33 protein-coding genes are annotated in these 23,940 nt (G+C 64.1%); 15 read left to right on the top strand and 18 right to left on the bottom strand.

Going from position 1 to position 23,940, the window contains the following annotated elements; all coding sequences use genetic code 11:
- The first annotated feature begins 97 nt into the window (after positions 1-97).
- On the top strand, positions 98-853 hold the full coding sequence (locus tag G4G00_RS11435; RefSeq protein WP_108753107.1) for a tetratricopeptide repeat protein: 756 nt from the start codon (positions 98-100) through the stop codon (positions 851-853).
- Here G4G00_RS11435 and G4G00_RS11430 read toward each other — a convergent pair.
- The gene (locus G4G00_RS11430; RefSeq protein WP_108753108.1) at positions 850-1,767 is read right to left on the bottom strand and encodes a type II CAAX endopeptidase family protein; all 918 of its coding nucleotides are present in this window, start codon (positions 1,765-1,767) and stop codon (positions 850-852) included. The two genes, G4G00_RS11435 and G4G00_RS11430, sit on opposite strands and share 4 nt — an antisense overlap.
- Before the next feature lie 656 nt (positions 1,768-2,423).
- Here G4G00_RS11430 and G4G00_RS11425 point away from each other — a divergent pair.
- Positions 2,424-2,789 (top strand): hypothetical protein, encoded by a 366-nt coding sequence (locus G4G00_RS11425; RefSeq protein ID WP_108753109.1) that lies wholly within the window; start codon positions 2,424-2,426, stop codon positions 2,787-2,789.
- Between the two features lie 27 nt (positions 2,790-2,816).
- Positions 2,817-3,302 carry a hypothetical protein gene (locus tag G4G00_RS11420; RefSeq protein ID WP_159093963.1) on the top strand — a complete coding sequence of 162 codons (486 nt, stop codon included), beginning with the start codon at positions 2,817-2,819 and terminating at the stop codon, positions 3,300-3,302.
- A gap of 66 nt (positions 3,303-3,368) precedes the next feature.
- Here the strand turns inward: G4G00_RS11420 and G4G00_RS11415 are convergent, their stop codons facing one another.
- Positions 3,369-3,668 carry a hypothetical protein gene (locus tag G4G00_RS11415; RefSeq protein WP_164273587.1) on the bottom strand — a complete coding sequence of 100 codons (300 nt, stop codon included), beginning with the start codon at positions 3,666-3,668 and terminating at the stop codon, positions 3,369-3,371.
- A gap of 89 nt (positions 3,669-3,757) precedes the next feature.
- The gene (locus G4G00_RS11410) at positions 3,758-4,042 is read right to left on the bottom strand and encodes a hypothetical protein (protein ID WP_164273584.1); all 285 of its coding nucleotides are present in this window, start codon (positions 4,040-4,042) and stop codon (positions 3,758-3,760) included.
- 364 nt (positions 4,043-4,406) lie between these two features.
- On the opposite strand from G4G00_RS11410, the gene G4G00_RS11405 reads away from it, so the two are divergent.
- Positions 4,407-4,967, top strand: coding sequence for a fasciclin domain-containing protein (locus G4G00_RS11405; RefSeq protein WP_108753113.1), 561 nt, complete (start codon positions 4,407-4,409; stop codon positions 4,965-4,967).
- A 94-nt stretch (positions 4,968-5,061) separates the two neighbouring features.
- Here the strand turns inward: G4G00_RS11405 and G4G00_RS11400 are convergent, their stop codons facing one another.
- Positions 5,062-5,355, bottom strand: a complete 294-nt coding sequence (locus G4G00_RS11400) for a hypothetical protein (RefSeq protein WP_108753114.1) — start codon at positions 5,353-5,355, stop codon at positions 5,062-5,064.
- 866 nt (positions 5,356-6,221) lie between these two features.
- On the opposite strand from G4G00_RS11400, the gene G4G00_RS11395 reads away from it, so the two are divergent.
- The 3 genes from G4G00_RS11395 (at position 6,222) to G4G00_RS11385 (ending at position 9,520) form a co-directional block, all read left to right on the top strand.
- Complete coding sequence (locus G4G00_RS11395; RefSeq protein ID WP_234414701.1) at positions 6,222-7,373, top strand: S1 family peptidase; 1,152 nt, start codon at positions 6,222-6,224, stop codon at positions 7,371-7,373.
- A gap of 222 nt (positions 7,374-7,595) precedes the next feature.
- A complete protein-coding gene (locus G4G00_RS11390) occupies positions 7,596-8,420 on the top strand; it encodes an AraC family transcriptional regulator (RefSeq protein ID WP_108753116.1) in 825 nt (274 codons plus the stop codon).
- A gap of 17 nt (positions 8,421-8,437) precedes the next feature.
- Entirely contained in the window at positions 8,438-9,520 is a 1,083-nt protein-coding gene (locus G4G00_RS11385; protein ID WP_240336135.1) for an alpha/beta fold hydrolase, read from the top strand.
- A gap of 25 nt (positions 9,521-9,545) precedes the next feature.
- On the opposite strand, the gene G4G00_RS11380 is transcribed toward G4G00_RS11385, so the two are convergent.
- Genes G4G00_RS11380 through G4G00_RS11355 form a run of 6 tightly spaced genes read right to left on the bottom strand, consistent with a single transcriptional unit; the run spans position 9,546 to position 13,919 of the window.
- Positions 9,546-10,313, bottom strand: coding sequence for a carboxymuconolactone decarboxylase family protein (locus G4G00_RS11380; RefSeq protein ID WP_325051509.1), 768 nt, complete (start codon positions 10,311-10,313; stop codon positions 9,546-9,548).
- Positions 10,291-10,740, bottom strand: coding sequence for a cupin domain-containing protein (locus G4G00_RS11375; RefSeq protein ID WP_240336141.1), 450 nt, complete (start codon positions 10,738-10,740; stop codon positions 10,291-10,293). Before G4G00_RS11375 ends, G4G00_RS11380 begins: the two co-directional genes overlap by 23 nt.
- 43 nt (positions 10,741-10,783) lie before the next feature.
- A complete protein-coding gene (locus G4G00_RS11370; protein ID WP_164273575.1) occupies positions 10,784-11,224 on the bottom strand; it encodes a cupin domain-containing protein in 441 nt (146 codons plus the stop codon).
- 45 nt (positions 11,225-11,269) lie between these two features.
- Positions 11,270-11,617 (bottom strand): cyclophilin-like fold protein, encoded by a 348-nt coding sequence (locus G4G00_RS11365; RefSeq protein ID WP_164273572.1) that lies wholly within the window; start codon positions 11,615-11,617, stop codon positions 11,270-11,272.
- A 35-nt stretch (positions 11,618-11,652) separates the two neighbouring features.
- Complete coding sequence (locus G4G00_RS11360; protein ID WP_164273569.1) at positions 11,653-12,864, bottom strand: MFS transporter; 1,212 nt, start codon at positions 12,862-12,864, stop codon at positions 11,653-11,655.
- The gene (locus tag G4G00_RS11355) at positions 12,861-13,919 is read right to left on the bottom strand and encodes an alpha/beta hydrolase (protein WP_164273566.1); all 1,059 of its coding nucleotides are present in this window, start codon (positions 13,917-13,919) and stop codon (positions 12,861-12,863) included. Before G4G00_RS11355 ends, G4G00_RS11360 begins: the two co-directional genes overlap by 4 nt.
- 110 nt (positions 13,920-14,029) lie before the next feature.
- Between G4G00_RS11355 and G4G00_RS11350 the strand changes: the two genes are divergently transcribed.
- The 4 genes from G4G00_RS11350 (at position 14,030) to G4G00_RS11335 (ending at position 16,530) form a co-directional block, all read left to right on the top strand.
- Positions 14,030-14,929 carry a LysR family transcriptional regulator gene (locus G4G00_RS11350; RefSeq protein ID WP_164273563.1) on the top strand — a complete coding sequence of 300 codons (900 nt, stop codon included), beginning with the start codon at positions 14,030-14,032 and terminating at the stop codon, positions 14,927-14,929.
- A 175-nt stretch (positions 14,930-15,104) separates the two neighbouring features.
- Positions 15,105-15,602, top strand: a complete 498-nt coding sequence (locus tag G4G00_RS11345) for a DUF892 family protein (protein WP_108753124.1) — start codon at positions 15,105-15,107, stop codon at positions 15,600-15,602.
- Positions 15,603-15,676: 74 nt separating this feature from the next.
- Positions 15,677-15,967, top strand: coding sequence for a hypothetical protein (locus G4G00_RS11340; RefSeq protein ID WP_108753125.1), 291 nt, complete (start codon positions 15,677-15,679; stop codon positions 15,965-15,967).
- Positions 15,964-16,530 (top strand): isochorismatase family cysteine hydrolase, encoded by a 567-nt coding sequence (locus tag G4G00_RS11335; RefSeq protein ID WP_108753126.1) that lies wholly within the window; start codon positions 15,964-15,966, stop codon positions 16,528-16,530. Before G4G00_RS11340 ends, G4G00_RS11335 begins: the two co-directional genes overlap by 4 nt.
- 12 nt (positions 16,531-16,542) lie before the next feature.
- Here the strand turns inward: G4G00_RS11335 and G4G00_RS11330 are convergent, their stop codons facing one another.
- The 3 genes from G4G00_RS11330 to G4G00_RS11320 form a co-directional block, all read right to left on the bottom strand.
- Positions 16,543-16,965: a BLUF domain-containing protein gene (locus tag G4G00_RS11330; protein ID WP_108753127.1), complete on the bottom strand. Its 423-nt coding sequence runs from the start codon at positions 16,963-16,965 to the stop codon at positions 16,543-16,545.
- Between the two features lie 86 nt (positions 16,966-17,051).
- Complete coding sequence (locus G4G00_RS11325) at positions 17,052-17,831, bottom strand: DUF72 domain-containing protein (RefSeq protein ID WP_234414703.1); 780 nt, start codon at positions 17,829-17,831, stop codon at positions 17,052-17,054.
- 13 nt (positions 17,832-17,844) lie between these two features.
- Positions 17,845-18,195, bottom strand: coding sequence for a hypothetical protein (locus G4G00_RS11320; RefSeq protein WP_108753128.1), 351 nt, complete (start codon positions 18,193-18,195; stop codon positions 17,845-17,847).
- Between the two features lie 182 nt (positions 18,196-18,377).
- Here G4G00_RS11320 and G4G00_RS11315 point away from each other — a divergent pair, with 182 nt between their 5' ends.
- The gene (locus G4G00_RS11315; RefSeq protein WP_108753129.1) at positions 18,378-18,779 is read left to right on the top strand and encodes a response regulator; all 402 of its coding nucleotides are present in this window, start codon (positions 18,378-18,380) and stop codon (positions 18,777-18,779) included.
- Between the two features lie 19 nt (positions 18,780-18,798).
- The gene (locus tag G4G00_RS11310) at positions 18,799-18,984 is read left to right on the top strand and encodes a hypothetical protein (RefSeq protein ID WP_108753130.1); all 186 of its coding nucleotides are present in this window, start codon (positions 18,799-18,801) and stop codon (positions 18,982-18,984) included.
- A 19-nt stretch (positions 18,985-19,003) separates the two neighbouring features.
- Here the strand turns inward: G4G00_RS11310 and G4G00_RS11305 are convergent, their stop codons facing one another.
- From G4G00_RS11305 to cho, 5 genes are all read right to left on the bottom strand, one after another.
- Positions 19,004-19,285 carry a hypothetical protein gene (locus G4G00_RS11305; protein ID WP_234414704.1) on the bottom strand — a complete coding sequence of 94 codons (282 nt, stop codon included), beginning with the start codon at positions 19,283-19,285 and terminating at the stop codon, positions 19,004-19,006.
- Between the two features lie 34 nt (positions 19,286-19,319).
- The gene (locus tag G4G00_RS21975; RefSeq protein WP_240336134.1) at positions 19,320-19,655 is read right to left on the bottom strand and encodes a hypothetical protein; all 336 of its coding nucleotides are present in this window, start codon (positions 19,653-19,655) and stop codon (positions 19,320-19,322) included.
- Positions 19,652-20,815 (bottom strand): zinc-dependent alcohol dehydrogenase, encoded by a 1,164-nt coding sequence (locus G4G00_RS11300; RefSeq protein WP_108753132.1) that lies wholly within the window; start codon positions 20,813-20,815, stop codon positions 19,652-19,654. The genes G4G00_RS21975 and G4G00_RS11300 overlap by 4 nt, the downstream gene beginning before the upstream one ends.
- Positions 20,816-20,981: 166 nt before the next feature.
- The gene (locus G4G00_RS11295; protein ID WP_164273560.1) at positions 20,982-21,458 is read right to left on the bottom strand and encodes a YetF domain-containing protein; all 477 of its coding nucleotides are present in this window, start codon (positions 21,456-21,458) and stop codon (positions 20,982-20,984) included.
- A gap of 81 nt (positions 21,459-21,539) precedes the next feature.
- Positions 21,540-22,397 carry an excinuclease Cho gene (cho, locus tag G4G00_RS11290; RefSeq protein ID WP_164273658.1) on the bottom strand — a complete coding sequence of 286 codons (858 nt, stop codon included), beginning with the start codon at positions 22,395-22,397 and terminating at the stop codon, positions 21,540-21,542.
- 182 nt (positions 22,398-22,579) lie between these two features.
- Between cho and G4G00_RS11285 the strand changes: the two genes are divergently transcribed.
- Together G4G00_RS11285 and G4G00_RS11280 are read left to right on the top strand one after the other, a co-directional pair.
- The gene (locus G4G00_RS11285; RefSeq protein ID WP_164273557.1) at positions 22,580-22,966 is read left to right on the top strand and encodes a sensory rhodopsin transducer; all 387 of its coding nucleotides are present in this window, start codon (positions 22,580-22,582) and stop codon (positions 22,964-22,966) included.
- A 94-nt stretch (positions 22,967-23,060) separates the two neighbouring features.
- Entirely contained in the window at positions 23,061-23,927 is an 867-nt protein-coding gene (locus tag G4G00_RS11280; protein ID WP_164273554.1) for an SDR family oxidoreductase, read from the top strand.
- The last annotated feature ends 13 nt before the right edge of the window (positions 23,928-23,940 follow it).

The following is a 23,940-nucleotide window of genomic DNA, read 5'->3' as shown; positions in this document are numbered from 1 at the left end:
CCCTATTAACGTGACGCATCACGCTCGACCGGCACCCCATTGGCGCCCCACCCCACTCCCACTATAGTGCCAGCCCCCACAAGGACCAGGCACCCACATGCCCTATATCGGAATCGGACTCCACGTATTGGCCGCCATCTTCTTCGCGGTCCACGCCATCCGCTCAGGCCAGAGCCTCTACTGGCTCCTCCTGCTCTTCTCGTTCCCGCTGCTCGGCAGCGTCGTCTACTTCCTGGCGATCTACTTCCCGGAAGCCCGCCATTCTCGCGGGGCCCGGCAGGCCATCCGCTCCGCCAAGCAGCTGGTGAACCCCGGCCAGGACCTGCGCAACGCGCGGGCCGAGCTGGCGCGCACGCCCACGGTGCAGAACCGGGTTCGTCTGGGCATGACGCTGCTCGATGCCGGCCAGGCAGAGGAGGCCAGAGACCTGCTGGAGCACGCCGCCAGCTCGCCGCTGGGCGACGATCCTTACATCCTCACCGGCCTGGCCCGCGCTCGCCTGGATTCCGGCCACGCCGCGCTGGCGGTCGAGACGCTGGACGGTCTGTTCGCCCGCCACCCGGATACCCGCCGCAAGCCGGAACAGACCCTGCTCTATGCGCAGGCACTGGCCGAAGCCCAGTCGCCCGACGCGCGCGCAGCGTTCGAGCGCGCGGTGGACTGCGGTAACGATGCGGCCGCACGTTGCCTGTACGCCGAATGGCTGATGGCACAGCCGCAGCCGGCCGATCGGGATCAGGCCCGCAGCTTGTTCGACAGCATCCTGGACGACGCCAAGCACTGGTCGCGCCACGCGCGCAGCCACAATGCCGCGTGGCTTGAGCGGACCAAGGTGGCGATGAAAGGCCGCTAACGGCTGTAGCCCGTCGGCGAGGGGCTCTGAGCTCCGCGCGTCTTTCGCCACTGGATCCACGCGATCGCGGCGACGAAGAAGACGCTGCACAGGTAACTTCCTTCCGGCCCTTCCGCGCCGCCGGTCAGGGCGTCGAGGCCTTGCGGGCGCAGTGCCACCAGCAGCGCCGGCAAGTGCGCATCGATGCCGGTGACCGGCAGTTCGAAGCCGGTCGCGAGCAACCAGTTCCACCCCGCGTGCCAGCCCATCACGCCCCAGATATTGCCGGCCCGCAGCGCCCAGGCGCAGGCGAACAGCGAGAACAGGAACATGCCGAGCGTGACCCGGAGCGGCTGGTGCGGACTGAAATGCAGGAAGCAGAAAACGAGCGACACCAGCACCACTGCCACCGCGACATTGGTCTTGCGCGCCACCGCCGACAGCATCCAGCCGCGGAAGATAATCTCCTCCACGCTCGCCTGGAACATGAAACTCAGTAGCAGCAGACCGATGTGCAGCAGGCTGACCGGCGATCGCCAGGCCAGCCCCACGCCTGCCGCCTGCATGCCGCCCGCCATCCAGATCGCGACTACGACCAGCGCGATCGTGCCGAATCCAACGGCCAGTCCGCGCAGGAAGGTGTTCAGCGGCGCCGGACCGGTAAGCCCGATACTCGCCAGCGAGCGCCCTTCGACGAAGCGCACCCAGGCGAGCACGGCCACCAGCGTCGGCGCGAAGCCAATCCACAGCAGCGCATGCAGGCCAGCGAGTCCGATCGGATCGCCGCCCGGCGTCGACCAATGCTGCGACTGCATCCACCCGTCCAGCGCGAGCACTGGCACCGCGTTGAACAGGATCATAAGGATCGGCGCCAGCCAGGCCCAGGGCAACCAGCCGCGGGCCGGTTCCGGCGAGTACAGGGCAACGGGGGTCATGCGGGCTCCAGGTCGACGTGATCGCCGCTGGAAATTGCCACCCGCGCAGAGGCGTGGCAACCCGTTTGCGACCAAGCAACAGAAGCCGCCGATGAATGGCCTGGATCGCCGACGGGATGGCGCTGATTGGTCGCGCCACGCGCGAAGCCACAGTGCAGCATGGCTTGAGCGGACCAAGGTGGCGATGAGGGTCCAGTAACCGCCGCTGGCCGAGGGCGTCGCATGTCGCATCTGCCCTGCCCTCGGTGGCTGCAGTCGGTTCGCGACAACGCAATCGCTGGAACCGCCAATACCGGCAGAAGCCTTACGTGCCAAGGCATCAGCATCGCCACGCAATTTGCAACGATTCTGAAAATGTTGAAAGCAGTGACGGCTTCGCCCCTACTGCCTTGGCATTGAGCGCAACCGGGCGTATTCCTTGCCGGGCCACCAAACACCGGTGGTCGGGGCTCGAAATCCCGGTTTTATGCTGATGTTTGCGCTTGCCGGCCGACACCACCCTCGCGTGGTGTCGGCCGGCAATCCGTCTGCCGACTATGGCGGGCGGTGCGTGGGGGCTTCGTGCCCACCGGTCTCAGCATAAACCGGATTTCGAGCCACGCATCGTCCGCCACCTTTATCGGTGGCGGCTTCTGCCTGCACGCACGGAGCCCGCCATGACCACGCCCTACTCCCCTGCCCCGCATTCCATCCAGGAACCGCCGGCAGCCGATCCCGCGCCAGACCCCAACACCCTCACTCACCTGCTGCGCAGCATCGGCGCCGGTGCCGCCGCCGACGGCCAACCCTGGCCCGAACGCCACCCGCTGCGCAGCCGACAGATTGCACTGGCCGATGCCGATTGCGCCCTGGCTGGCCAGCGCGTGGTGCAGGAACTGCTGCTGGCCGCCGAGCGTGCCCGCCAGAATGGAGACCCTGACCAGGACGTGGGCGACCGGGTAATGGAAGGCCTGGCCATGGCCAGCCTCGCGCTCAACGTCTTCATCCAGGAACGCGTGCGGCCGCTCGGCGCAGGGTCGTAAGTGAGGTCGTTCGTCTCGTCTGCCCTGATGGTCATCGCCGCGCTGGCCGCTATTTCCTTGTTGCCATGGCCGCAGAGCGCAGCCGAAGAGACGTGGGTCTATCCGAAGATGGAATTCGCGGAGTTCGAGAAGCTCTATGGCAGTGCGCACGAATTTGTTTCCACGCGCCGAGCAACGGGCTTCACGATCTACCCGGCGGATGCCGTTGCGCCCTCTTTCCAAGTGCGCTGCAAAGGCTTTCCCGTGTTGAGGGTGGAGCGCACAAAACCGACGGTCGCGCTGCGTCTGCCGGCAGACGCTCTACAGCGTGCGCCGGAATCTGACACGCTGTATCTGGATCTGCAGCAGTTGATGGCGTTCAACCAGGTTGAGGGTGTCAGCATTCCCGATGGGCGGGCCCGGCCGTGGTGGCGGGCTGGGCCCCCGGTGCCGAAGGATGAGCGGTGTGCGTTGCCATCTGGTGGCCGGTTGATTGACTGGTACCGTGGTTTGCGCTCGGTGGTGCGGGGATAGATTCTGGTGATGGGTGTCGAGGGGTTCAGTCGAGCAAGCTCGACTCTACGCGGCCGTTAAGCCGAATCATTCCAGCTTTCTGTAGAAGATCCAGAATGCGTCTTTCTGAGGCAGCTGCGGACATGGTGCGGTTCGGATCTCAGTCGCCATGTTTAACTGTCGAGCAAGATCTGCAACCACCTCCGTCTCAATGCAGGAGATAGCATCTTCAGTATGATCGTCAACCTGCCGATCCAGGAAGAAGTACAGAGTGAAATCGTCCGGGCCCGTCTCGAAGGCACAGACCGCTACTAGTGAAGGAAACACTTCGCCGATCAGTGCACGGCTGACGCTGAGAAATATCTCTTCCCGAAAATTATTCGCCATGGATAAGGCCTGAAGGGTGCGATGCGGATGTCATTTCTTGCATGGCGGATAACTCCATACCGAGCGGCGCTGGGATTTCCGTCCTCCCCTTACGCAGCAGGCCAACCGGTCCCGTCAGGATCACCCGCCAGGCGCACGTCATTGATCATGCCTGCGTGCATTTCCTTCAAGCGCTCGAGCACACCGTCCAGCTCGTCCATGGCCTCAACAGCATCGCCGTTGGCCAACGACCGTCTTGCGTGCTTCAGATCGGCAATCAGCCCGTGCAGGGTGTCTGACTGCATTGCAACGGCAGGATTCCTGCGGCAAGGAAAATGCACGGTCGCGTTGTTTCCTGGCTCACCGTATACCGAAATGGACATCATCTTCTTCATGTTACCGGCATCATCTGATTGTAGAGACAAGATTCGTCGAGGTTTCTCTGAACATATCGATCAGGCAGCGCCCCTCTGCTTCATGCTACCTGAGCCGATATGCCGGATGAACGCTCCGCCACGCACCGCGCGCAAGCTCGCGGTCGAGGCACGGCACTCCGTGAAGATCCGGCGCCCATTCGTCACGCTATGCCAATGTGGTTGAACCATTCAGAAGATAGCTCATGTTGGGCGCATCCAACCTCGGCTACCGGCACGTAGGTATGTGGACAACGCGCCAGAGCTGCTCGCACTGGAGCGTGATCCGCAGGATTGCCTGCACCCATCCAGGGGCCTGATGGCCTCTGCAAGCGAGGACACACACATGCGTACCCAGATTCAGCGTCTTGCCATTGCCGCCGGCATTGCAGTTGCCTGTGCGGTACCCACTGCGTTTGCCGCCGATAACCCGATGGTGGGAGGCGTGCCGATGTATGCGAACAAGACGATCGTGGAAAACGCGTCCACCGCCAAGGACCTCAGCACGCTGGTAGCTGCGGTGAAGGCCGCCGGCCTGGTGGAAACCCTCAGCGGCAAGGGGCCGTTCACCGTATTTGCGCCCACCAACCAGGCGTTTGAAAAGCTACCTGCCGGCACGGTCGATACGCTGCTGAAGCCGGAAAACAAGGCCAAACTGACCAAGGTGCTGACCTACCACGTGGTGTCGGGCACCTATACGGCCGCGCAGCTGACCGCGGCCGCGCGCGGTAACGGCGGCAGCAGCACGCTGAAGACGGTACAGGGCGAACCGCTGACCGTGAAGCTGCAGGACGGCAAGGTGTGGGTTATCGATGCCAAGGGCGGCAAGGCATCGGTAACCACGGCAGACGTAAAGCAGTCCAACGGCGTGGTGCACGTGGTGGATACCGTGCTGATGCCGAAGTAAACCGTTCGCGCGGCGCGGCGGGACAGCCTCCTGCCGCGCCTGCGCGCGCACCTTCCAAGGCCGCTGTGCGGATTTGGGCGCGCCAGGACGGCGCTCACGCAGCGTCGGAAGCCGGAGATGACCATGCACGCAGCAGCGCAGGTTTGAACGCTTGTTGACCACAGCCGGTTGGGCAACGCACCACACTCACCGTGGCATGGCTGAGCAGCCCCCGGCCTTCTTCGGCCTTGAATACCGTCTCACAGGACAAACAGCGCGCCACCAGGGAGTACAGGTTCACCAGGCGTCCACTGGCCGGATCCTGAAGCGCGTCCACAGCGAGAAGGTCGAACCGGCAGCTGTCCGGAGGCATTCGGTACTGGGCTTGGGCCAGAGCCTGTAGATTCATGAGGCAGCACTTTCGGAGGTCCGAAGTACCTTATGGAAGGCAATGTGGACTGCGTGTTGACTCTGCATGCGTGCCGCGTGTGGACCGGTGACAATGCGCCGTTGGGGCAGATCCCTCACCCACAGCAAGATTCTGCAAGCGCCCTCCCCGACCAGCGCTAGCTCCAACCCAGTCACCGACACAAAACAGACGACCAGGTAGGCATATCTCCCCTGTACCGGCAACGTGCCAGCAGGCGTGTACGCCCAAGGAGATTTATGCCTGGCCAGGAAGGCATTCGAGCTGAGAATGGTGGCGCGCGAGGCGCAAGGCGTCCTGCTGGGTGGCGTGCTGTGTCTCCGGCGCCGCAGGATAAGCGGTGTGCGTTGCCATCTGGTGGCCGGCTGATTGATTGGTACGGTACCGTACGTTCGCGGTTGTAGGCCTTGGTGGAGCGGGATCGGTTCTGGTGATGGGGTGTTGACGCCTGGAGACTTGTACGGGATCCATGTCGTATCCGACGTTGCTGCGACGCTTGTGTCTCGTCGTCTCGCTGCCCCGATTCACGCCCGCGGATAAGCCTGGAATCAGTCGCAACTCAAGGACTCTTCAGTGGCGGGGCGGATGCGATGATGTCAGAACCATTGCGTGCGTGCGTTAAGTTTGCCTTTCCGGTCTTGCCACGCATCGATAACCGGTGTACTGGTGGCGCGTGCGATGAGTTCATCGATCGCCGTCAAGAATTCATGCCACATCGATACTCAGTCTTCATTGGAGGAAGTCAGATGAGGAGAAGTGCCATCTGCATGGGAATGCTCGGGCTCATTGTCGCGGGTGGGGTACCCAGCACAACAATCGCTCAGCAAGCAGCGCCTGAAGTCGACAGGATGAAAGATCTCGACGAGGAGACCGCGGTTGCGGTGGCCTCTTTGCTTTCCATGGTCGAATCTTTGTCCGTTGACGAAGCGATCAGGAGAATCCAGATCGAGGTCGCGTTGGCGCCTGAAATCCAGGATATCCGGCGAGAGTTCGCTGGGCGTTTGACGGAGATCAGCATTGAGCAATCGCCAGACTTCCATGTATCGGTAAAGCTGAAAGGAAGCGGCCCAGTGCCGCAGCGGCAATGGGCGACCAGCGCAGGTAGTGCGCGCGTAGAATTTTCAACCGGGCATGCCTTCACCGAAGAGGAATTCTCCAGGCAATTGAAGGGCATTCGACTGCAGGCACAGAAATCCATCCCGGGCTTCATCGGGCTGACCGGCTATGCTGGCGACAACGCCGCTGACGTTCGCATTCGCGGGGGTGCGCAGGATGCGCAAAAGTATCAGGGAATTCTGTTGAAGCTCCAGCGTGCCTTTGGAGTGAAGCTTCGCTTCAAAACCCTCGAGGTTCCAGAAACGAACGCGATATATGCGATCGGCGGAGCTGTGTTGCAAGCCAACAACTCCTACTGCACCACTGGCTTCACGGTGAAGCAGACAAGTACTGGTGCCAAGGGAATCATAACGGCGGGGCACTGTCCGGACGATCTGATCTACGGGAACTACGGAAGCAGGGAGGACGGCACCCTCGTGACCTTCCCTCTAATATTCAAGGAGCAGAAGAACGATGCGCAGGCCGATGTTCAGTGGCATCAAGTGCCCTCCCCGCACACGCCGCTTCTTGAAGCCTACGCATCTTCAACGGTATCCACTCGTTTCATCAGGGCCGTCTACGATGCCCCGGCGGTCCGCGGGACTATCTGCTTCCGTGGTGCGCGCAGTGGATACAGTTGCGGCTTGGTTACATCGGTCAAGCATACGCCTGGCAATATCTGTGGCCCGACCGAATCCCTTCCCTGCGACGAGGTCTGGTTCAAGGTGGAGGGCAGCGAGCTTGCCTGCGGGGGCGGTGACAGTGGGGCTGCAATGTTCTCCGGCAACATTGGTTATGGGATAGTCAAGTCTTCACACTCTGCAACGCCGCTGCCCGGCGAGTGCATTACCTTGACTGGCATGCCCTTCAGTCGAGTAAGAGCTTGGGGATTCCAGCCAAACTAGCTGTGCGGGTGTGGCCGCTTGAGCAGGCCAGATGACAGGCTATCGGGGGTTCAGTCGAGCAAGCTCGACTCTACTGTTGCGCGAACGTGGCATTCGGGGCACGAGCGGGTATTCATGAGCAAGCGGTTGGCCTGAGCATCCGCAGCCACAGCAAGATTCCGCAAACGCCCTGCCCCGCCCTGCGCTAGGCTTCCACCCAGTCACCGGCACGGAACAGGCGCCATGGGAGCGGCACGCAAGGCCTTGTGGTACATCGAAAGCCACTTTGCCGAGAACCCCTCGCTGGCCCAGATCGCCGAGGCGGTCGACCTCTCGCCGTTCCACCTGTCTCGACTGTTCCAGGTCAGCACCGGCACGTCGATGGCACGCTACCTGCGCGCGCGTCGGCTGACCGAAGCGGCGCGCACCCTGGCTGCGGATGATGCGCCGATCCTGGATGTCGCCCTGGCCGCTGGCTATGCCTCGCATGCGGCCTTTACCAACGCCTTTACCGAACAGTTCAAGCTGCCGCCGGAACAGGTCCGCCGAAAGGGTCTGCACGGCCTGGCGCTGGTGGATGCGCTCAAGCTCGATGCCCCGCCCCTGCCCTGCGCGGTGGAGCCGGTACGTCGCTGGCAGGGCCCGTTGCGGGTGGCCGGCATCTGCGCCCGCCATACCGCCGCGACTGTGGCGTCCATTCCCTCGCAATGGCAGCAGTTGGCGCTGACCCGCGAACTGGGCAAGGACATCGCCTTCGGGGTCTGCTGCAACCGTGATGGCGAGGGTGCCTTCGATTACATCGCCGGCATGGAGATCGGCGCGACCGCCGCGCTGCCTTCGCCATGGCAGGCCGTTTCCATTCCGGGCCGGGACTACCTGGTGGCGTGGCATGCGGGCCACATCTCGACCATCCGCTCCACCTGGTACTGGCTGCTGAACGACTACCTGCCCCGATCCGGCCTGAACCTGGCCGACGCCCCCGACTTCGAACGCTACGACGCCCGCTTCGACGACCGCACCGGCAACGGCGGCGTAGAAATCTGGCTGCCGCTGTCCGACCCGACATGAATCAAGGAGCTTCTTCCGTGCGAGCCCTGCCCTACGCCTGCTTCCTGCTGTCCTGCGTGTTCGCCCCGCTGGCATGGGCAGCCGCGCCCTCTTCCGTAGTGGGCGAAACCCATGGCGTGGCGCACACCCCCAGCGCCGCGGTGCGCGATGCCAGACACTGCGACGCCGTGCGGTACACGGTGTGGTATCCGGCGCGACCCGGTGTGGAAGAGCAGCCGCTGGCGATCGGGCCGCCGGGCGAGCCTCTGTTCGTGGCAGGCGCTTCTGCGGTTGATGCCCCCGCTGCGCCGGGCCGCTGGCCGGTGCTGCTGCTGTCGCACGGCAATGGCGGCAGTGCCCGCATGATGGGCTGGTTCGGCACGGCCATGGCGCGCTCGGGCTACGTGGTGGTTGCGGTTGACCACCCCGGCAACAACGGTGTGGACGCGATGACCGAGGCCGGCAGCATCCTGATGTGGAACCGGGCCGATGACCTTGCCGCGGCCTGGGCGGCGGTGCAGGCCGACCCCGTGCTTGCGCCGCATCTGGATGCCGGGCGGCTGGGTCTGGTGGGCTATTCTGCCGGCGGGTTTACCGCGCTGGTGGCGGCCAGCGCACGGCCAGACATGTCCAGGCTGGCCGCGTTCTGCAAGGCATCGCCGAAGGATGGGGTCTGCCTGCCGCAGGCGGAGAACCCTGGGTTGACCTTTGAGCGGCGGATGGCGGCGGCCGCTACGCCGGAGTTGGCGCCTTGGGTGGGCAAGTCGGCAGAGGACCGCCGCATTCCCAACGTTCGGGCGGTATTCCTGATGGCGCCAGCAATCGTGCAGGCGTTCGACCCGGCTGAGCTCGCACAGTTGAAGGCGCCGATATCGGTGGTGGTGGGTGAGGCTGATGCGATTGCCTCGGCGGCCACCAACAGTAAGGTAATTGCCGAGGCGAATGGCAACGCGCGAGTTGAGATGTTGCCCTTGGTCGGTCACTACGACTTCCTGGCGGAGTGCACGGAGCTGGGGCGTAAGGTCGTAGGAACGTTGTGCGAGGTGGAGGCCGATAAGGCGGAAACGCATCAGACGGCGATTCGACAGGCTCGGGCGCTGTTTGAGGGTGCGCTTCGGTAGGTGGTGCAGTCGAGCAAGCTCGACTCTACGGATTGGCGGCGGCGCGAACGCGTTCGGCCGCCTCCCGACTGACGCGGCCTTCAAGGACGTCGGCCAGCTTGGACAGCTGCTCACGCCGCAGGCCAATGTTCATGCTGATGCCAATGTGGGACTTCAATTGGGGCTCGACCCCGGACATGGCGGCCAGCATGCTGACGGTAGCCAGCTCGCGGCTCTGCCAGTCCAGATTGTCGCGCTCGAAGATGTCGCCGAACAGGTGGGTACGCAGGTACTGATTTGCCTGCGGCGCAAAGTCGAACAGCGGCCCCGAGACCGGCCCGCCGGCCAACGTGGTCTGGTTTGCCGTGCCTGCAGCGAGCAAGGCGTCGCCCGTGGGAATGGGCTTGCGCGGCTCGCAGCCGGGGTCATCCTGGATACCCTGCTGCTTGCGGGCATCGGCCACCTTCATCAGCTCGCCCAACGCGTTCAAGCTGCGCGGAAACCCGGCATACGCGTAGACCTGCAGCAGGATCTCGCGCGTTTCAGCCACGCTGAGGCCGGCGTCCAGGCCCTGGTTCAACGCCTGCCGAAGGCCATCCATGTTGCCCGCCGCCGCAAAGGCGCTGATCGGAATGATGGCTTGCTGGCGCGCGTCCAGTTCGGTTGGGGAAGCGTGGTTTGCGTTGCTGTTCATGGCTGCTCCTTCATGTGCGAACGCCATCTGGCCGGGGGCGGCAGCAAGCATCGCCGCCCCCAGCAGACTGGCGATATGGCGGACCCGCGATGTGGGGTCAGTTGGCTTCGTACTGGGCATCGGTCACCTTCTCCATCCAGGTTACGTTCTGGCCATCGCGCACGCCGGTCACCGCAAGGTGGGTCATGGCGGTACCGGGGGCGGCGCCATGCCAGTGCTTCACTCCCGGCGGGCACCACACCACATCGCCGGGACGAACGATCTGGACGGGCTTTCCCCACTCCTGCACGCGCCCAACGCCCGAGGTGATCAGCAGGCGCTGGCCGGCGGGATGGGTGTGCCACGCCGAGCGAGCCCCCGGCTCGAACGTCACCAGCCCGCCCGAGGCAGTGATGCCGGCGTCGGCAGGCCAGACCGGGTCGATGCGAACGTTGCCGGTGAAGTACTCCGACGGGCCCTGCGTGGAAGGTTGATCCCCGGCGGCCGTGATCTGCTGTTCGGGCGCTGCGGCTCCGGCCGCGTTGGCAAGGCCGAGCAAGGCCCACACCGATAGGACCAGGATGCGCGGCACTGAGCATCGCACCCGCATCTCAGCCCCCTCCTGCGCTGTGAGCCGGTGCTTCGCCAGCAGGCGGGCCGGCCAGGTACTGGGCGTCGGTCACGTGCTCCAGCCAGTCAACGTTCTTGCCATCCAACGCCTCCTGCACCGCGATGTGCGTCATCGCGGTCGTCGGTGATGCACCGTGCCAGTGCTTGTGGCCCGGCGGGCACCAGATCACATCACCGGCACGAATTTCGACGATGGGCCCGCCTTCGCACTGTGTCCAACCGAAACCGGCCGTGACGATAAGCGTCTGGCCCAGCGGGTGGGTGTGCCATGCAGTGCGCGCGCCCGGCTCGAACGTAACGGCGGCGCAGGAGACCCGCGACGGCGCAGGGGCGGCATTGAGTGGGTCGATGCGGACGGTGCCAGTGAACCAGTCCGCTGGCCCTTTTACAGATGCCTGGGTACCAGCGCGTTTGATGTCCATGGGTTTCACCTCGTTGCGGTGGATTTGCGGTGCAGCCAGCTGCTGCTAGAAAGCCTCAATGCGGGCCGTGACGGGCCCTGCCGCTCGAAGGGACTGCAACCCTCCCTCGATGTGGCCCAGCCGTATAAGACCCTTCGAGTAGCCGAAGGGCTTGTGAAAGATCGCCAGGTTTCCCCATGGCGCGTAGAAGGCGATATCGCCTGCCACTGGCGTGATGCCCTCCGACTCGCCGGTCACGCTGAGGCGGCGCGGAAGCTGTGCAATCTTCTCGGTCGCCGCGTAGTCCTCAAGCTGCAGCGTCAGCGGTAGCTGGGCGATGAACTCGCGTGCGGGGATGCTTTCTTCCAGTGTGCCGGTGAGCACCTGATCGTTGATGATGACTCTGATTTTCATGGAGTGAGACTCCGAAGTAGTCGATGTAGATCGCCTCATGAGCCCTGCGCTCCCATGGCGATGGCCGGCCGCGAGGTGGATGCGGCATCGCAGGCGGTGACATAGGCAAGCAGCGCGGCAAACAACAACAGGCCGGCACTGGCCAAGAACGTGCTGGCAAAGCCGAAGCCATCGAACAGCAGTCCACCGACGGTGGCGCCCAGCGCAATGGAGCACTGCACGACCGCGACCATGAGGCCGCCGCCGGCCTCCGCGTTGTCGGTGAAGGTGCGGGCCAGCCAGCTCCACCAGCCCACCGGCGCGGCCGTGGCCAGCAGCCCCCATGCCGAGAGCAGTGCAGCCGTCGGCCAAAGCCGGGGCCCCAGCACAACCAACGCCAACGCAATCAGCGCCATCACGGCCGGAATGCTCACCAGCGTGCGGTACAGACCACGCTTGAGGAATGCCCCGATGGCAAACGTGCCCAGCAAGCCACTTGCACCGATCGCCAAGAGCACCAGCGGAACGGCGCTGTCTGCTGCGTGTGTCACACGCTCCAGGAACGGCCGCACGTAGGTAAACAAGGCAAACTGCCCCATGAAGAAGGCCCCGCAGGCAATCATGCCAAGGGCCACCACGCGCCTGCGCAGCAGTGCAAATACCCCGCCCTGGGCATGCTGCCGTTCTGCGGCCATGGATGGCAGGCCTGCCCATTGCCACGCAAAGGCCACCGCAGCGACCGGCACCAGGCACAGGAATGCACCGCGCCACCCGATCACACCGCCCAGGTAGCTGCCCAATGGCGCTGCAACCACGGTCGCAAGCGCATTGCCGCTGTTGAATATCGCCAGTGCGCGCGGAACCTTTGCCGCGGGCACCAGGCGCATGGCCGTCGCGGCAGACAAGGACCAGAAACCGCCGATCACCACGCCAATCAGCGCACGGCCGGTCATGTAGACCGGATAGTTCGGGGCCAACGCCACCACCACGCCCGACACCGCCATCAATGCGGTGAGGAACAGCAGCAGCGTTCGCCGGTTGATGGTGCCCGCCAACCGGGAAATCGACAGGCTGGTGAGCACTGCGAACGCACCCGAGATGGCAATCCCGTAGCCAGCAAGGCCCTCGCTCACACCCAGTTCTGCCGCCAACGGGGTCAGCAGGCTCACCGGCATGAATTCGGAGGCGATCAACGCGAAGACGCACAGCGTCATCGCGAACACCCCGCCCCAGTAGGCGCGACCGGCCGTGGTATCGGCGTGGCTCATTGCGTGGCAAGACCGCGCTGGAAGAACGTTGTCAGTTTCTCGAAGGGAATCAGGTTCGTCCGGTCGTACAGGTCCACATGACCGGCCCCCTTCACCCAGTACAGCTCCTTCGGCTGACCGGCCTTGCGGTACGCATCCTCGCTGAATTCACGGGAATGCGCGGTGTCGCCCGAGATGAACAGCATCGGCCGGGGCGAGATGGTCTCGATATCGTTGAACGGATAGAAGTTCATGAACTTGACCAAGCTGCTGAAAAGCGGCTGGGTGGTCAGCTCCGCGGTATCGCCCTTGGGTGTGTAGGCGCCGCGCGGGGTGCGGTAGAAGTCGAAGAACTCGCGCTGGATGGCGGGCGTGTCAGCATCGAGTTTGTTTACCGTGCCCGGCACGTACACTGCGGCCCCGCCCTTGAATTCAACCAGGCGCTGGTCGGTTGCGGACTGGATGACTGCCTTGCGCTGTTCCAGGGATTGCCCGTTGTTCAGGCCCTGCCGTGCGGCGGCCCCCATGTCGTACATGCTGACCGTGGCAATGGCCTTGATGCGCGGGTCGATCTTGGCGGCACTGATCACGAAACTGCCGCTGCCGCAGATACCCAGCCCGCCGATCCGATCCGGGTCCACGGAGGTCTGTGTGCTCAGGAAATCCACGGCCGCACTGATGTCGTCCGAGTAGATTTCCGGCGCCACCAGGTGCCGCGGCGCGCCGGCACTTTCGCCCCAGAAGGAAAGATCGATCGCCAGCGTCACGAAGCCCTGCTCGGCCAGCTTCTGCGCGTAAAGCTGCGAGCTCTGCTCTTTCACCGCGCCCATGGGGTGGTCCACCACCACGGCGGGGGCGCGGCTGCCTGCAGGCAGGCCCTGCGGACGGTAGAGCGTCCCCACCACTTCCATCTGGTACTGGTTCTGGAAGGTGACCCGCTCCCCCTTGACCGTGGGGCTGCGGTAAAAGTTGTCAGCCCCTTGCGGACGAGAGGCCGTGGGCGCATCGGCGGCCATGGCCGAAGCCGGAAGGGAGAGGCTGGCGAGCAGCGCCAGCAGCAGCGTGGTGCGTTTCATGGGCGTATGGCCTCGATCGGGATCTCAGGCCGCCACGATAGGCCGCGCCCGGTACGCCGATAAGCCTGCTGAAAGTTGATGCATTGCTGAGTTGAGCTCACAATTGGCCCATGAGCACCGTGAAGACCAACGATCTGCAGGCGTTCCTGGTCGTGGCGCAGGAGCAGAGTTTCACCAAGGCGGCCGTTCGCCTTGGGGTCACGCCCTCGGCGCTGAGCCATTCCATGCGGCTGCTGGAAGAGCGCCTGGGCATCCGCCTGCTGGCCCGGACCACGCGAAACGTGTCCCCCACCGAAGCCGGCGAGCGCCTGATGCGCTCCATTGCGCCGCACTTCGAGGCCATCGGTGCAAGCGTGGAAGCCCTGGCCGATCTGCGCGATCGCCCGGCCGGAACGCTGCGCATCTCCTGCACGGATGATTCCATGGAGACCGTCATCCGACCGCGGCTTGCCGGGTTCCTTGCCGAGTACCCGGACATCACGCTTGAGTTCTACGTCGATTACGGCTTCACCAATGTGGTGGAGCAGCGCTTCGATGCCGGCATCCGGCTGGGTGAGGCACTGAGCAAGGACATGATCGCGGTCAGGGTCGGTCCCGATTGGCGCCTGGTGGTGGTCGGGTCACCCGACTACTTCAGCAAGCATCCCAAGCCGCGCAAGCCTGCCGACATCACCCGGCACCGCTGTGTGCACATCCGGCACCGACCCAACGGTGCCATCTATGCCTGGGAGTTCGAGGAGAAAGGCAAGGAGTTCACCGTGCGCGGCGACGGACCCCTGGTCTTCAACAGCATGACCCACGTGATCAATGCTGCACTGGACGGGCTGGGCCTGGCGTACGCGCCAGAGCCGATGGTGGCCGAGCACATCGCGCAAGGAAGGCTGGTGGCGGTGCTGGACAAGTGGTGCGTTCCTTTCCCCGGTTACCACCTCTACTACCCTAACCGTCGGCAGCCCTCGCCTGCGTTTGCGGCGCTGGTGGCGTGGCTGAGGCAGGATCAGTATGGATAGGACAGATCTTCAGGCGCGGTCGCACCCGGAGCCGGGGTGAGACGATCCGTTGTAGTTGCTAACGCCATGCGATGACGAAGCGGCGTGGCCGGAATGGGGCCTTCACCTTGTCTTTGAACCGGTTTGTCTGCCGCCCTTCTAGGCTGGGCACTCCCTTCAACACTGGAGCGTCCCCATGGCGATCAAGACCGCAGAAGACCTGTTCATCCACGAACTCTCTGATATCTACAGCGCCGAGAAGCAGCTGACCAAGGCACTGCCTCGCTTGGCGCGTGCGGCCGAGAACCCCGACCTGGCCGCGGCCTTCGAAACGCATCTGGAGGAAACCCAAGGCCAGATCGAGCGCATCGATCAGGTAGTGGACGTGCTGGGTATCCGCCTGAAGCGCATCAAGTGCGCGGCCATGGAAGGTCTGGTGGAAGAAGGCAAGGAAGTGATCGATGCCATCGACAAGGGGCCAGTGCGCGATGCTGCGCTGATTGGCGGCGCGCAGAAGGTCGAGCATTACGAAATTGCGTCCTACGGCACGATCGCCGCCTTGGCCAAGCAGCTGGGTTACAAGCAGGCCCTGCCGCTGCTGCTGGAAACGCTGGAAGAAGAAAAGGCCACCGACGAAAAGCTGACCCTGCTCGCCAAGGGGGGCGGCAACGCCAAGGCAGCGCAGGCGGCCTGAGCACGCGACATTCGTTACACGGCGCCGCCGGTGAAGGCGGCGCCTGACCCACGGTATGCCCCAGGGAGATCTGCATGCATCCGGATGTACTGGGCTGGGCGGCGACCGCGGTGCTGATGGCTACGCTGATCCGCCAGATGGTGAAGCAGTGGCAATCACCCCACCCGGAAACGGTCTCGAAGTGGCTGTTCCTCGGCCAGATTACTGCTTCGATGCTCTTCACGATTTACAGTGCCCTGCTGGGCGCTACCGTTTTCGTGGTAACCAACGTGCTGCTGTTGATCACGGCGATCGTTGGCCAGGTCATGGCGTGGCGCCGGCAGCAACGACGTGGAAACCTACCCCGCAATGAGGTGGCGCCATGAGCTCACGCAGCGCGCTGATCATCATCGATCTGTTCAGCCTGTTCGACTTCCCGCAAGGGCGGCGGATGGCGCCGCTGGCCGTGCAGGCCGCCGAGAAGGCGTCTTCCCTGCGCACTGCGTTTGACCAGCGCGGCCTGCCAGTGATCCATGCGAACGATAATTTCGGTGATTGGAAGCGTGATTTTCCCGGCCTTGTGGCGGCCTGCCGCAAGCAAGGCGGCGCGGCCGCGCAGATTGCCTCGACCCTTTCCCCGGAGCCGTCCCATTACTTCATTCTGAAGCCCAAGCATTCTGCGTTCCTGGCAACACCGCTGCCGGTGTTGCTGGCCAAGCTCCAGGTTCGCCGCGTGGTGCTGGCCGGAATGGCGCTGGATTCCTGTGTGCTCGCCACAGCGCTGGACGCCAATTCCCGCGAGTACCAAACCGTCATTGCGTGGGAGGCGACGGCCGCCCTGCCCGGCCGGCGGCAGCCTGCGCTGCAGCTGCTGCAGCGCTCGGATGCGGCAAAGGTATTGGACAACCGGGAGGTGATCGCCCTGCTGGACAACACCGAAGGTGAATAGCGCCCCCAGTGGTCAGGCCAAGTGCGGCTCGGCCACGGCGGCCAGATAGTCCATGGCCGCCCATGGGCCTCCCTCCCGCCCTGCCCGCTTCACGAAGCCGCGCCAGTCGGCATGGGCGGCTTGGCTCAGCTCGCGGTGGCCCGTGGGCAGCAATCGCATCGACCAGTAGGGGAACATGCGCCGGCCCACGGGGCCGTGTGCCAGCTCGACGATTTCGCGGTGGCTGCTGGACGCCAGTATTCGGCCGTAGGCGATCTTCAGGGCGTCTTCGGGGCCCTCTATGTACTGCAGGAAGCGCTGCCCATCGAACAGCAGCACGCCGGTGATACCCGCGTCGCGGTTGAATCGGGCTGCGTCTTCCATCAGGTGGGTGAGGCGGTCAGGATCGAGGTCCGGTAGTGCCTCGCTGGCATAGGCGATAGCGCGGTTTACCATGGTGCGCGAAGTGGATTTAGCCTGACAGAGGAATGTACGGATCGCACGTCAACGCGCAGTCTTCGACCCGCCATTGCGTTGTGAATTCAGTCTGGACGCCGGTTTACCCGGTCCGTGTGCTGCAGAAGCGCCTGCAGTCGCAGCGCGTTGCCAACCGCATGGCCATGGGCGGTGTTGTCCAGGATGATCCAAGCCGGCCCGACCTTCGCGGATTCCCTGCAGCGGCCTGCCAAGGCCTTCAGATCTGCCTCTTCATAGGCGCTGCAGTACATGCGCGGGCGGCCATGCCAGCGCCAGTAGCTCCAGTCTCGTGTGCCGCCGGGCTCGCCAGCGAGCGGGTACCGCGCCGGGTCGGCAGCCACGCGGGCAACACCCTGACCGGCCAGCATTGCATCGGCCTGGGCAGTAAACCAGCTTGCATGGCGAGGTTCGCAGGCGATGGCCGCGTGTGTACGGCGGCGCAGGGCGCGCAAGAACGCCGACGCCACGCGCCCGTCGTAGGCCGCGCTGGGCGGAAGCTGCAGCAGCAGCACCCCAAGCCGCTCGCCGAGACGTTCAGCGCCGTACAGAAACGCATCCAGTAAGGGGGCTGTGCCAACCAACGCATGCTCGTGGCTGATGGCGCGGGGTATCTTTACGCAGAAACGGAAGTCGGCCGGCACGCTCTGCGCCCAGCGCGCATAGGTCTCTGGCTTGTGTTGCCGATAGAAGGATGAGTTCACTTCCACCATTGAGAACTGGGTGGAATAGCGCTGGAGAGCGCTGCCGCCGGGTCCAAACTCGGCCGCGTGCGCAGATGGCAACGACCAGCCCGCGCAGCCGACGCGCATGGTGCCCGCCGCGTCCGCCATCTCGCCCTCGCTCATGCTGCCGCCCGGGTCAAGGGCTGACCGCAGACCACGCGGGCGAACAGGACGGCGTGGGCGCCGATGCGCCGGAAGTGTCCGGTGCAGGGCTTCGCTCACTGGCCGCAGCCAAGGCGTGGTGGATGCGATTCGCATAGCCGCGCAGCGTTGGGTCGACCCCGATGATGTAGACGAACCGGCCATCGCAGCGCGGGCGTACCGACTCCAGGCCATCGGTGGACGCCAACACCCGCTTCAGTGCTTTCGCCCAGGCCTTGCCCGGCGCGCAGTCCAGTTCCACCACGACGGCCCGTTCGCCGCAGTCCAGCGGCATGGTTTCCAGCCGCAGCACCTTGGGCTGGTTGGCGTTTTCCCGTTGATTCATGGGTAATGTATCCCGCAATGGCGACGGCGGAAGTATCCACCGCCCGCGCCAACGACGCGTCAATGCAGTGCATTGGCGAAGTGCACGCGCGTTTTTCGCACCGCGCACACGGCGAAACGTCATCATTTTGATGGTTTGAAGTACACAGTGGGGTCAACGCAGAACGCGAGTACGTGACCCACATGCAAGACCTGGAACGCGGTACGAACAGTGGGTGCAACCTGCTGTTGGTGGAAGATGAATTCGACCTGGCAGAACTGGTCGAGCAGGCACTGGTCGACCAAGGCAACGAAGTCACCCACGCCTACAGTGTGTTTGAAGCAATAAGTCTTCTGAAAGATGGGCAATTCGACGCCGCCATCCTCGATATCGAGTTGCGTGACGGCGTGGTGTTCCCGGTGGCCGATCGACTGGCTGACCTGGGCGTGCCGTATTTGTTTGCTTCCGCGGTGTACGAGCAGGTAGTGCCGGCCCGACACCAGCGGGCGCGCTTTGTAGCCAAGCCGTTCCATATTCCCCAGTTGCAGGAAGCGGTGAATGCCACGATCCAGAGGGGTCGGCTGGGAACCCAACCCAACGGATGATCATTTTCGGGAGAAGACCATGAGCAAGTTGCCTTTCAACCCCACCGGCGATGCCAGCGATGAGGACAAGGCCCATACGCCGGACAAGGTGCGTACCGACCGCAGCTGGAAAAAGGGAAAGGACATGCCCGAACAGGAAGAGACCGCTCACCCGGAGGATTACGAGCGCCCGCCAGCAGATCCCACCGGCAACAAGCGCGGGTGAGAGCTGCCGGCCTGCAGCATCATGCCGCCGGTGGCGAGGCCAGGTGTTGTGATACCAGGAGACTCAGGCGATGGACGCCGCCGCTGCGGTTCAGACCAGACCAATCGCCTGTGGAGACGATGCGGATATCGGTAGGCTGGGCAGGAAGCCAGCGCATGGACCAGTACGGGAAGAACCGGGTAGCGGCACGAGTGAGGTCATCCACGTTGTCAATGGACAGGCCTGGCACCGCCTCACTTGCGTAGGCGATGGCGCGTAGGGGCACGATAATCTCCAGCGTACGCAGCAGAATGCTGGACATCACTATCCCACACCGACAGTAATATGGCGTGAGGCTAATAGGTTCTACTGAACCATTCCGCGTAAGGACTGTTCCTAACCAAGTAGCGGGTATAGTCCTTTTCCCCGTCTGTCCACCATACCGGGTCCCGCTCACCCAGCCCACGCTTGGCAACGTCCACAGCTCGGCGCGCGGTCTGCAACGCCTCCCGGTCACCTGCGCGCATGGCCGCTTGTACCGCTCGTCGACCGCTCATCAGCCGCGCCACCCACTGCGCACGCGCGGCTGCGGGCAAGTGGGGGTTACTGGCGCGCCATAGACGGCCGCGCACCACAATGTACCGCCCGTCCGGTGTCTCCATTGGTACCTTCGTGCCTTTCCCGTCGCTCATGGGGTCAGCACGATCTTCCGGCAATCATCGTCCTTGGCGTCGAACATCGCATAGCCCTGGGCGGCTTCGGCCAGTGTCATGCGGTGCGAGATGATTTCCCCGGGGTCCAGCTTTCCTTCCAGAATGGCCGTCAGCAGCTCGGGCATCAGCCCCTGCACGTGGGTCTGCCCCATCTTGAAGGTCAGGCCCTTGTCGAACGCGTCGCCCAGCAGAAAACCATGGATGAAACCGGCATACACGCCGGGGATGCTGACAACGCCCCCGCGTCGCGCTGCGGCAATGCACTGGCGGATCGCCACGCCACTGCTGCCTTCCAGCTTTACCGCGGTCAGCGCACTTTCCACGGCGCTGCCTTCAGCCTCGAAGCCGACCGCTTCGATACAGGCATCCACGCCCCGCCCGCTGGTCTGGCTGACGATGTAGTCCGCCGGATCATCCACTTCGCTGAAATTGATGGGCGTCACGCCGTACGTGCGCTGGGCGAAGTCGAGGCGGTAAGGCAGATGATCGACCATGAAAATCGATTCGGCGCCCAGCAACCGAGAGCACGCCGCGCTCATCAGGCCCACGGGACCAGCACCGAAGATGGCCACGGTCGAGCCGGGCTTGATGCCAGCGTTCAACGCCGCCTGGTAGCCGGTAGGCAGGATGTCGGACAGGAACAGTACCTGCTCATCGGCCACCCCTTCGGGAATGCGCAACGGGCCCACGTTGGCCTTCGGCACGCGCACATACTCGGCCTGCCCGCCAGCAACCCCGCCGTACAGATGGCTGTAACCGAACAGCGCGGCGGGCGGCATCAGGCCTTTGCCGTTGAGCGCAGCGCCTTTGCCCGGGTTGGTCGTTTCACAGGCCGCATATTCGGCCAGCCGGCAATGGAAACACTCCCCGCAGGCAATCACAAAGGGGATGACCACCCGATCGCCGGGCTGTACCTGGGTCACGCCACGACCCACTTCCTCCACCACGCCCATGAATTCGTGGCCCAGCACGTCGCCGGTATGAAGGTCAGGGATCTTTCCACGGTACAGGTGCAGATCGGAACCGCAGATGGCCGTGGCGGTCACACGCAGGATCAGATCGTCGTCGGCCGCCAGTACCGGGTCGGGCACGGTTTCCACCCGAACATCCTTGCGGCCGTGATAGGTCAATGCCTGCATGATCCATCTCCACGCGGTAGGTGTCTGGCAGCGTCGCACGTTCACGCCGCCCTGCTGGTGACCCTGCAGTATGCGCGACGTCTATTGCGCTGCATGCGCGCCTTAACACTTGGTGGCAGCCGGCCTGCGGCAATAGCTGCGGATTCAGAATCCTTGATTGTGCTTATCAGCGCTCGCGCGAATCGATGCTGATCTCGCCGGACGTCTCCAACATGGCCAAGGAGATGTCATGGTGTCCATCACAACCGGCCTTACGCATGGCCACATCCAGATCTTCCGGTGCAACATTGCAGCGCCGCAGCTGTTCCCAGAACACCTTGCCGTTGCGGACCAGCACCACGGGTGCACCTTCCACCCAGCGGTGCAGGCGGCGGTTGCGTGCCGTGGCGTAGCCCACCAGCCAGTTCAGCCCCAGCAGTGTCGCGGCCAGGATGAGCCCACCGAGCAATGAAGTGTCTTCGCCGATCAGCGAATTCTGCACCGCGGTGCCCAGCAGCACGATCACCAGCATGTCGAACGGCGCGGACTGCCCGATGGAGCGCTTGCCGCTGAGCCGGGTGAGCAGCAGCACCACGATATAGACCGCGCTGGCACGCAGCACGAATTCGAACCAGGGCATTCCCAGATCCAACAGGTCAGTCACGATCATCTCCTGGCATGGTCCTGCAGGCAGGCATACCCAAGCGAGCGTCCACGCCCTGTGACCTGCTTGCTTTAGCTGTGTCTACAACGGGTGCAAGGCCCACTGGCCGCCGCATAGGCCCTTGCGCAGAATGCGGTAGGCGTCGCGGTCGAACTGGGCGGGTCCGCGCCGCAGGCGTCGGGCGGCAGCGAGGGTCTTGGTACTGCCGTGATAGAACCACCCATCCACCACATGGAACTGGCGCAGGTCCGGGCCGCGCTCCTCGATGGCGACGGGGCCGGCGTACGGCCATTGCACGACGTCCAGCAGGGCCAGTGCCTCGGTCAGCCGGCGCTGGTGCTCGGCCAGGCTCTCGCGCCCGCAGCATGCGCCAAGGCACTGGCCCAGCATCGACCGGAAGCAAGGTCGCCCGGACGGCAGGCGCTCCAGGCCCAGCAGCGAATAGCACAGGCGGTTGTCGTCAGCCAGACGTCGCAGTGCTTCGCGGGCGGAACGCTCACTGGAGTAGACGCCGTACAGCAGCGGCGCCGATGTCAGGTCGACTTCGCCCGAGTGCAGCACGCTCACTTCACCCCGATAAAGGCGCAGGCTGAACTGCCGCGGTACCCGCCGCAGCAGGCGGTTATAGAGCGGTCGATGGGTCTTGACCATCGTGGCTTCCAGCAGCTGTGCGCCCAGATCACCGGCCATCAGCAGATAGCTGATGCGTTCGGATTGCCGCAGCATCGCGGCTTCTTCCTCGGTGCGCAGGTGATCAAGCACACGAGTGCGCAGGTTCACACTCTTGCCGATATACAGGGGCAACCCACCCTCGCGACCATGGAAGGTGTACACGCCTGGCTGGGCAGGGAGGGCACGGGCCTGCTCGCGCAGGTGCTCAGGAAAGACATAGCCGGCGGCGCGGGCAGAACGGCGCGCGGACTGGGCGCTTGAGGGCATGTACGGCGGCAGCGGGAATCGATGAATGCAGCAACCCATGATAGGCACCGGCCAGACCGGCGCCAATGCAGGGTCAGACAGCGCGCTGAATGCTTCACGTTGATGCGCCGCGCACCCGGTCTGCACGGCGTGCGCTGCCCGGCACCCTCACTCTGTAGCGCCCCAATCGAAGGAGCCACGAGATGTCCGATGCCAACAACGCCGCGCTGGGCTGTACCCGATGGGCCATTGCCGAAGGCTATATCCCCGGTTGGAGCAATGGCCCCGAACCCGAACTGCAGAGCCACGAAACCTGCTGCATCCTCAATACCGGCAGTACCGATGCACAGATCAGCCTGATGCTGTACTTCGAGGACCGCGAGCCGCAGGGCCCCTACCTCTTCACCGTGCCGGCCCAGCGCACCTGCCACAAGCGCTTCAACGATCTGCAGGACCCCGCGTCTGTCCCGCGTGGCGTGGGCTTTTCCTGTGTGATCGATTCGGATGTGCCGGTGGTGGTGCAGCACACACGCCTGGATTCGCGCCAAGCAGAGAACAGCATCATGACCACGATCGCCTACCCGCTGTAGGGCCGCGCCGTGCACATCACGGCGACACCACCGGGCCACTGCGTTTACCCACTCAGGCAGACAGTAGCGATTCCCCTTCCGAAGGAGTCGTCCGATGGCTGCCCCCCAGTATCCGAAGCCGCCGTTCAAGGCACAGCAGCAGACGTTCCCCGGCAAGACCAGCAAGATGGACCCGCGTCCGGACCACGGCGAGCAGAGCTACAAGGGCCATCGACAGCTGGAAGGCAAGAAGGCGCTGATCACCGGCGGCGACAGCGGTATTGGCGCTGCCGTGGCCATTGCCTACGCCCGCGAAGGCGCTGATGTTGCCATCGCCTTCCTGGAGAGCGAAAAGGACGATGCGGCGGCGATTGGCAAGCTGATACAGGAAGCTGGCCAGAAGTCGGTACTGATTCCCTGCGACATCAGCGATGAAGCGCAGGCCGAAGACCTGGTGAAGCGCGTGGTGCACGAGCTGGGCGGCCTGGACATCCTGGTGAACAACGCCGCCTACCAGCGCTACTACGAGTCGTTCGATGAGATCACCCTGGACGACTGGCGCAAGACTTTCGATACCAACGTGCACGCGGTGTTCAACCTGACCCGCCTGTGCGTGCCGCATCTGCAGGACGGCGGCTCGGTCATCAACACCGCATCTGTGAATTCCAAGAAGCCCACGCCGAACATCCTGCCCTACTCCACCACCAAGGGCGCGGTTGCGAATCTGACCATCGGGTTGGCCGGACTGCTGGCAGAGAAAGGCATCCGGGTAAACGCGGTGCTGCCAGGCCCGATCTGGACGCCGTTCATTCCTGCCGGCATGCCCGCCGAAGAGGTCGAGCAGTTCGGCAGCCAGACGCCGTTCGGCCGACCTGGCCAGCCGGCCGAACTGGCATCGGCCTACGTGATGCTGGCCGGCGACAGCGCCAGCTACACCTCCGGCGCGCTGCTGACCATTTCGGGCGGCGCCGTCACGCTCTGACTTTTCTAGACCC

This window comes from Stenotrophomonas sp. B1-1, assembly GCF_010894375.1.
In the GTDB taxonomy this organism is placed as follows: domain Bacteria; phylum Pseudomonadota; class Gammaproteobacteria; order Xanthomonadales; family Xanthomonadaceae; genus Stenotrophomonas.
Note: the sequence above shows the minus strand (reverse complement) of the source record. Positions and strands in the feature narration are given on the sequence as shown.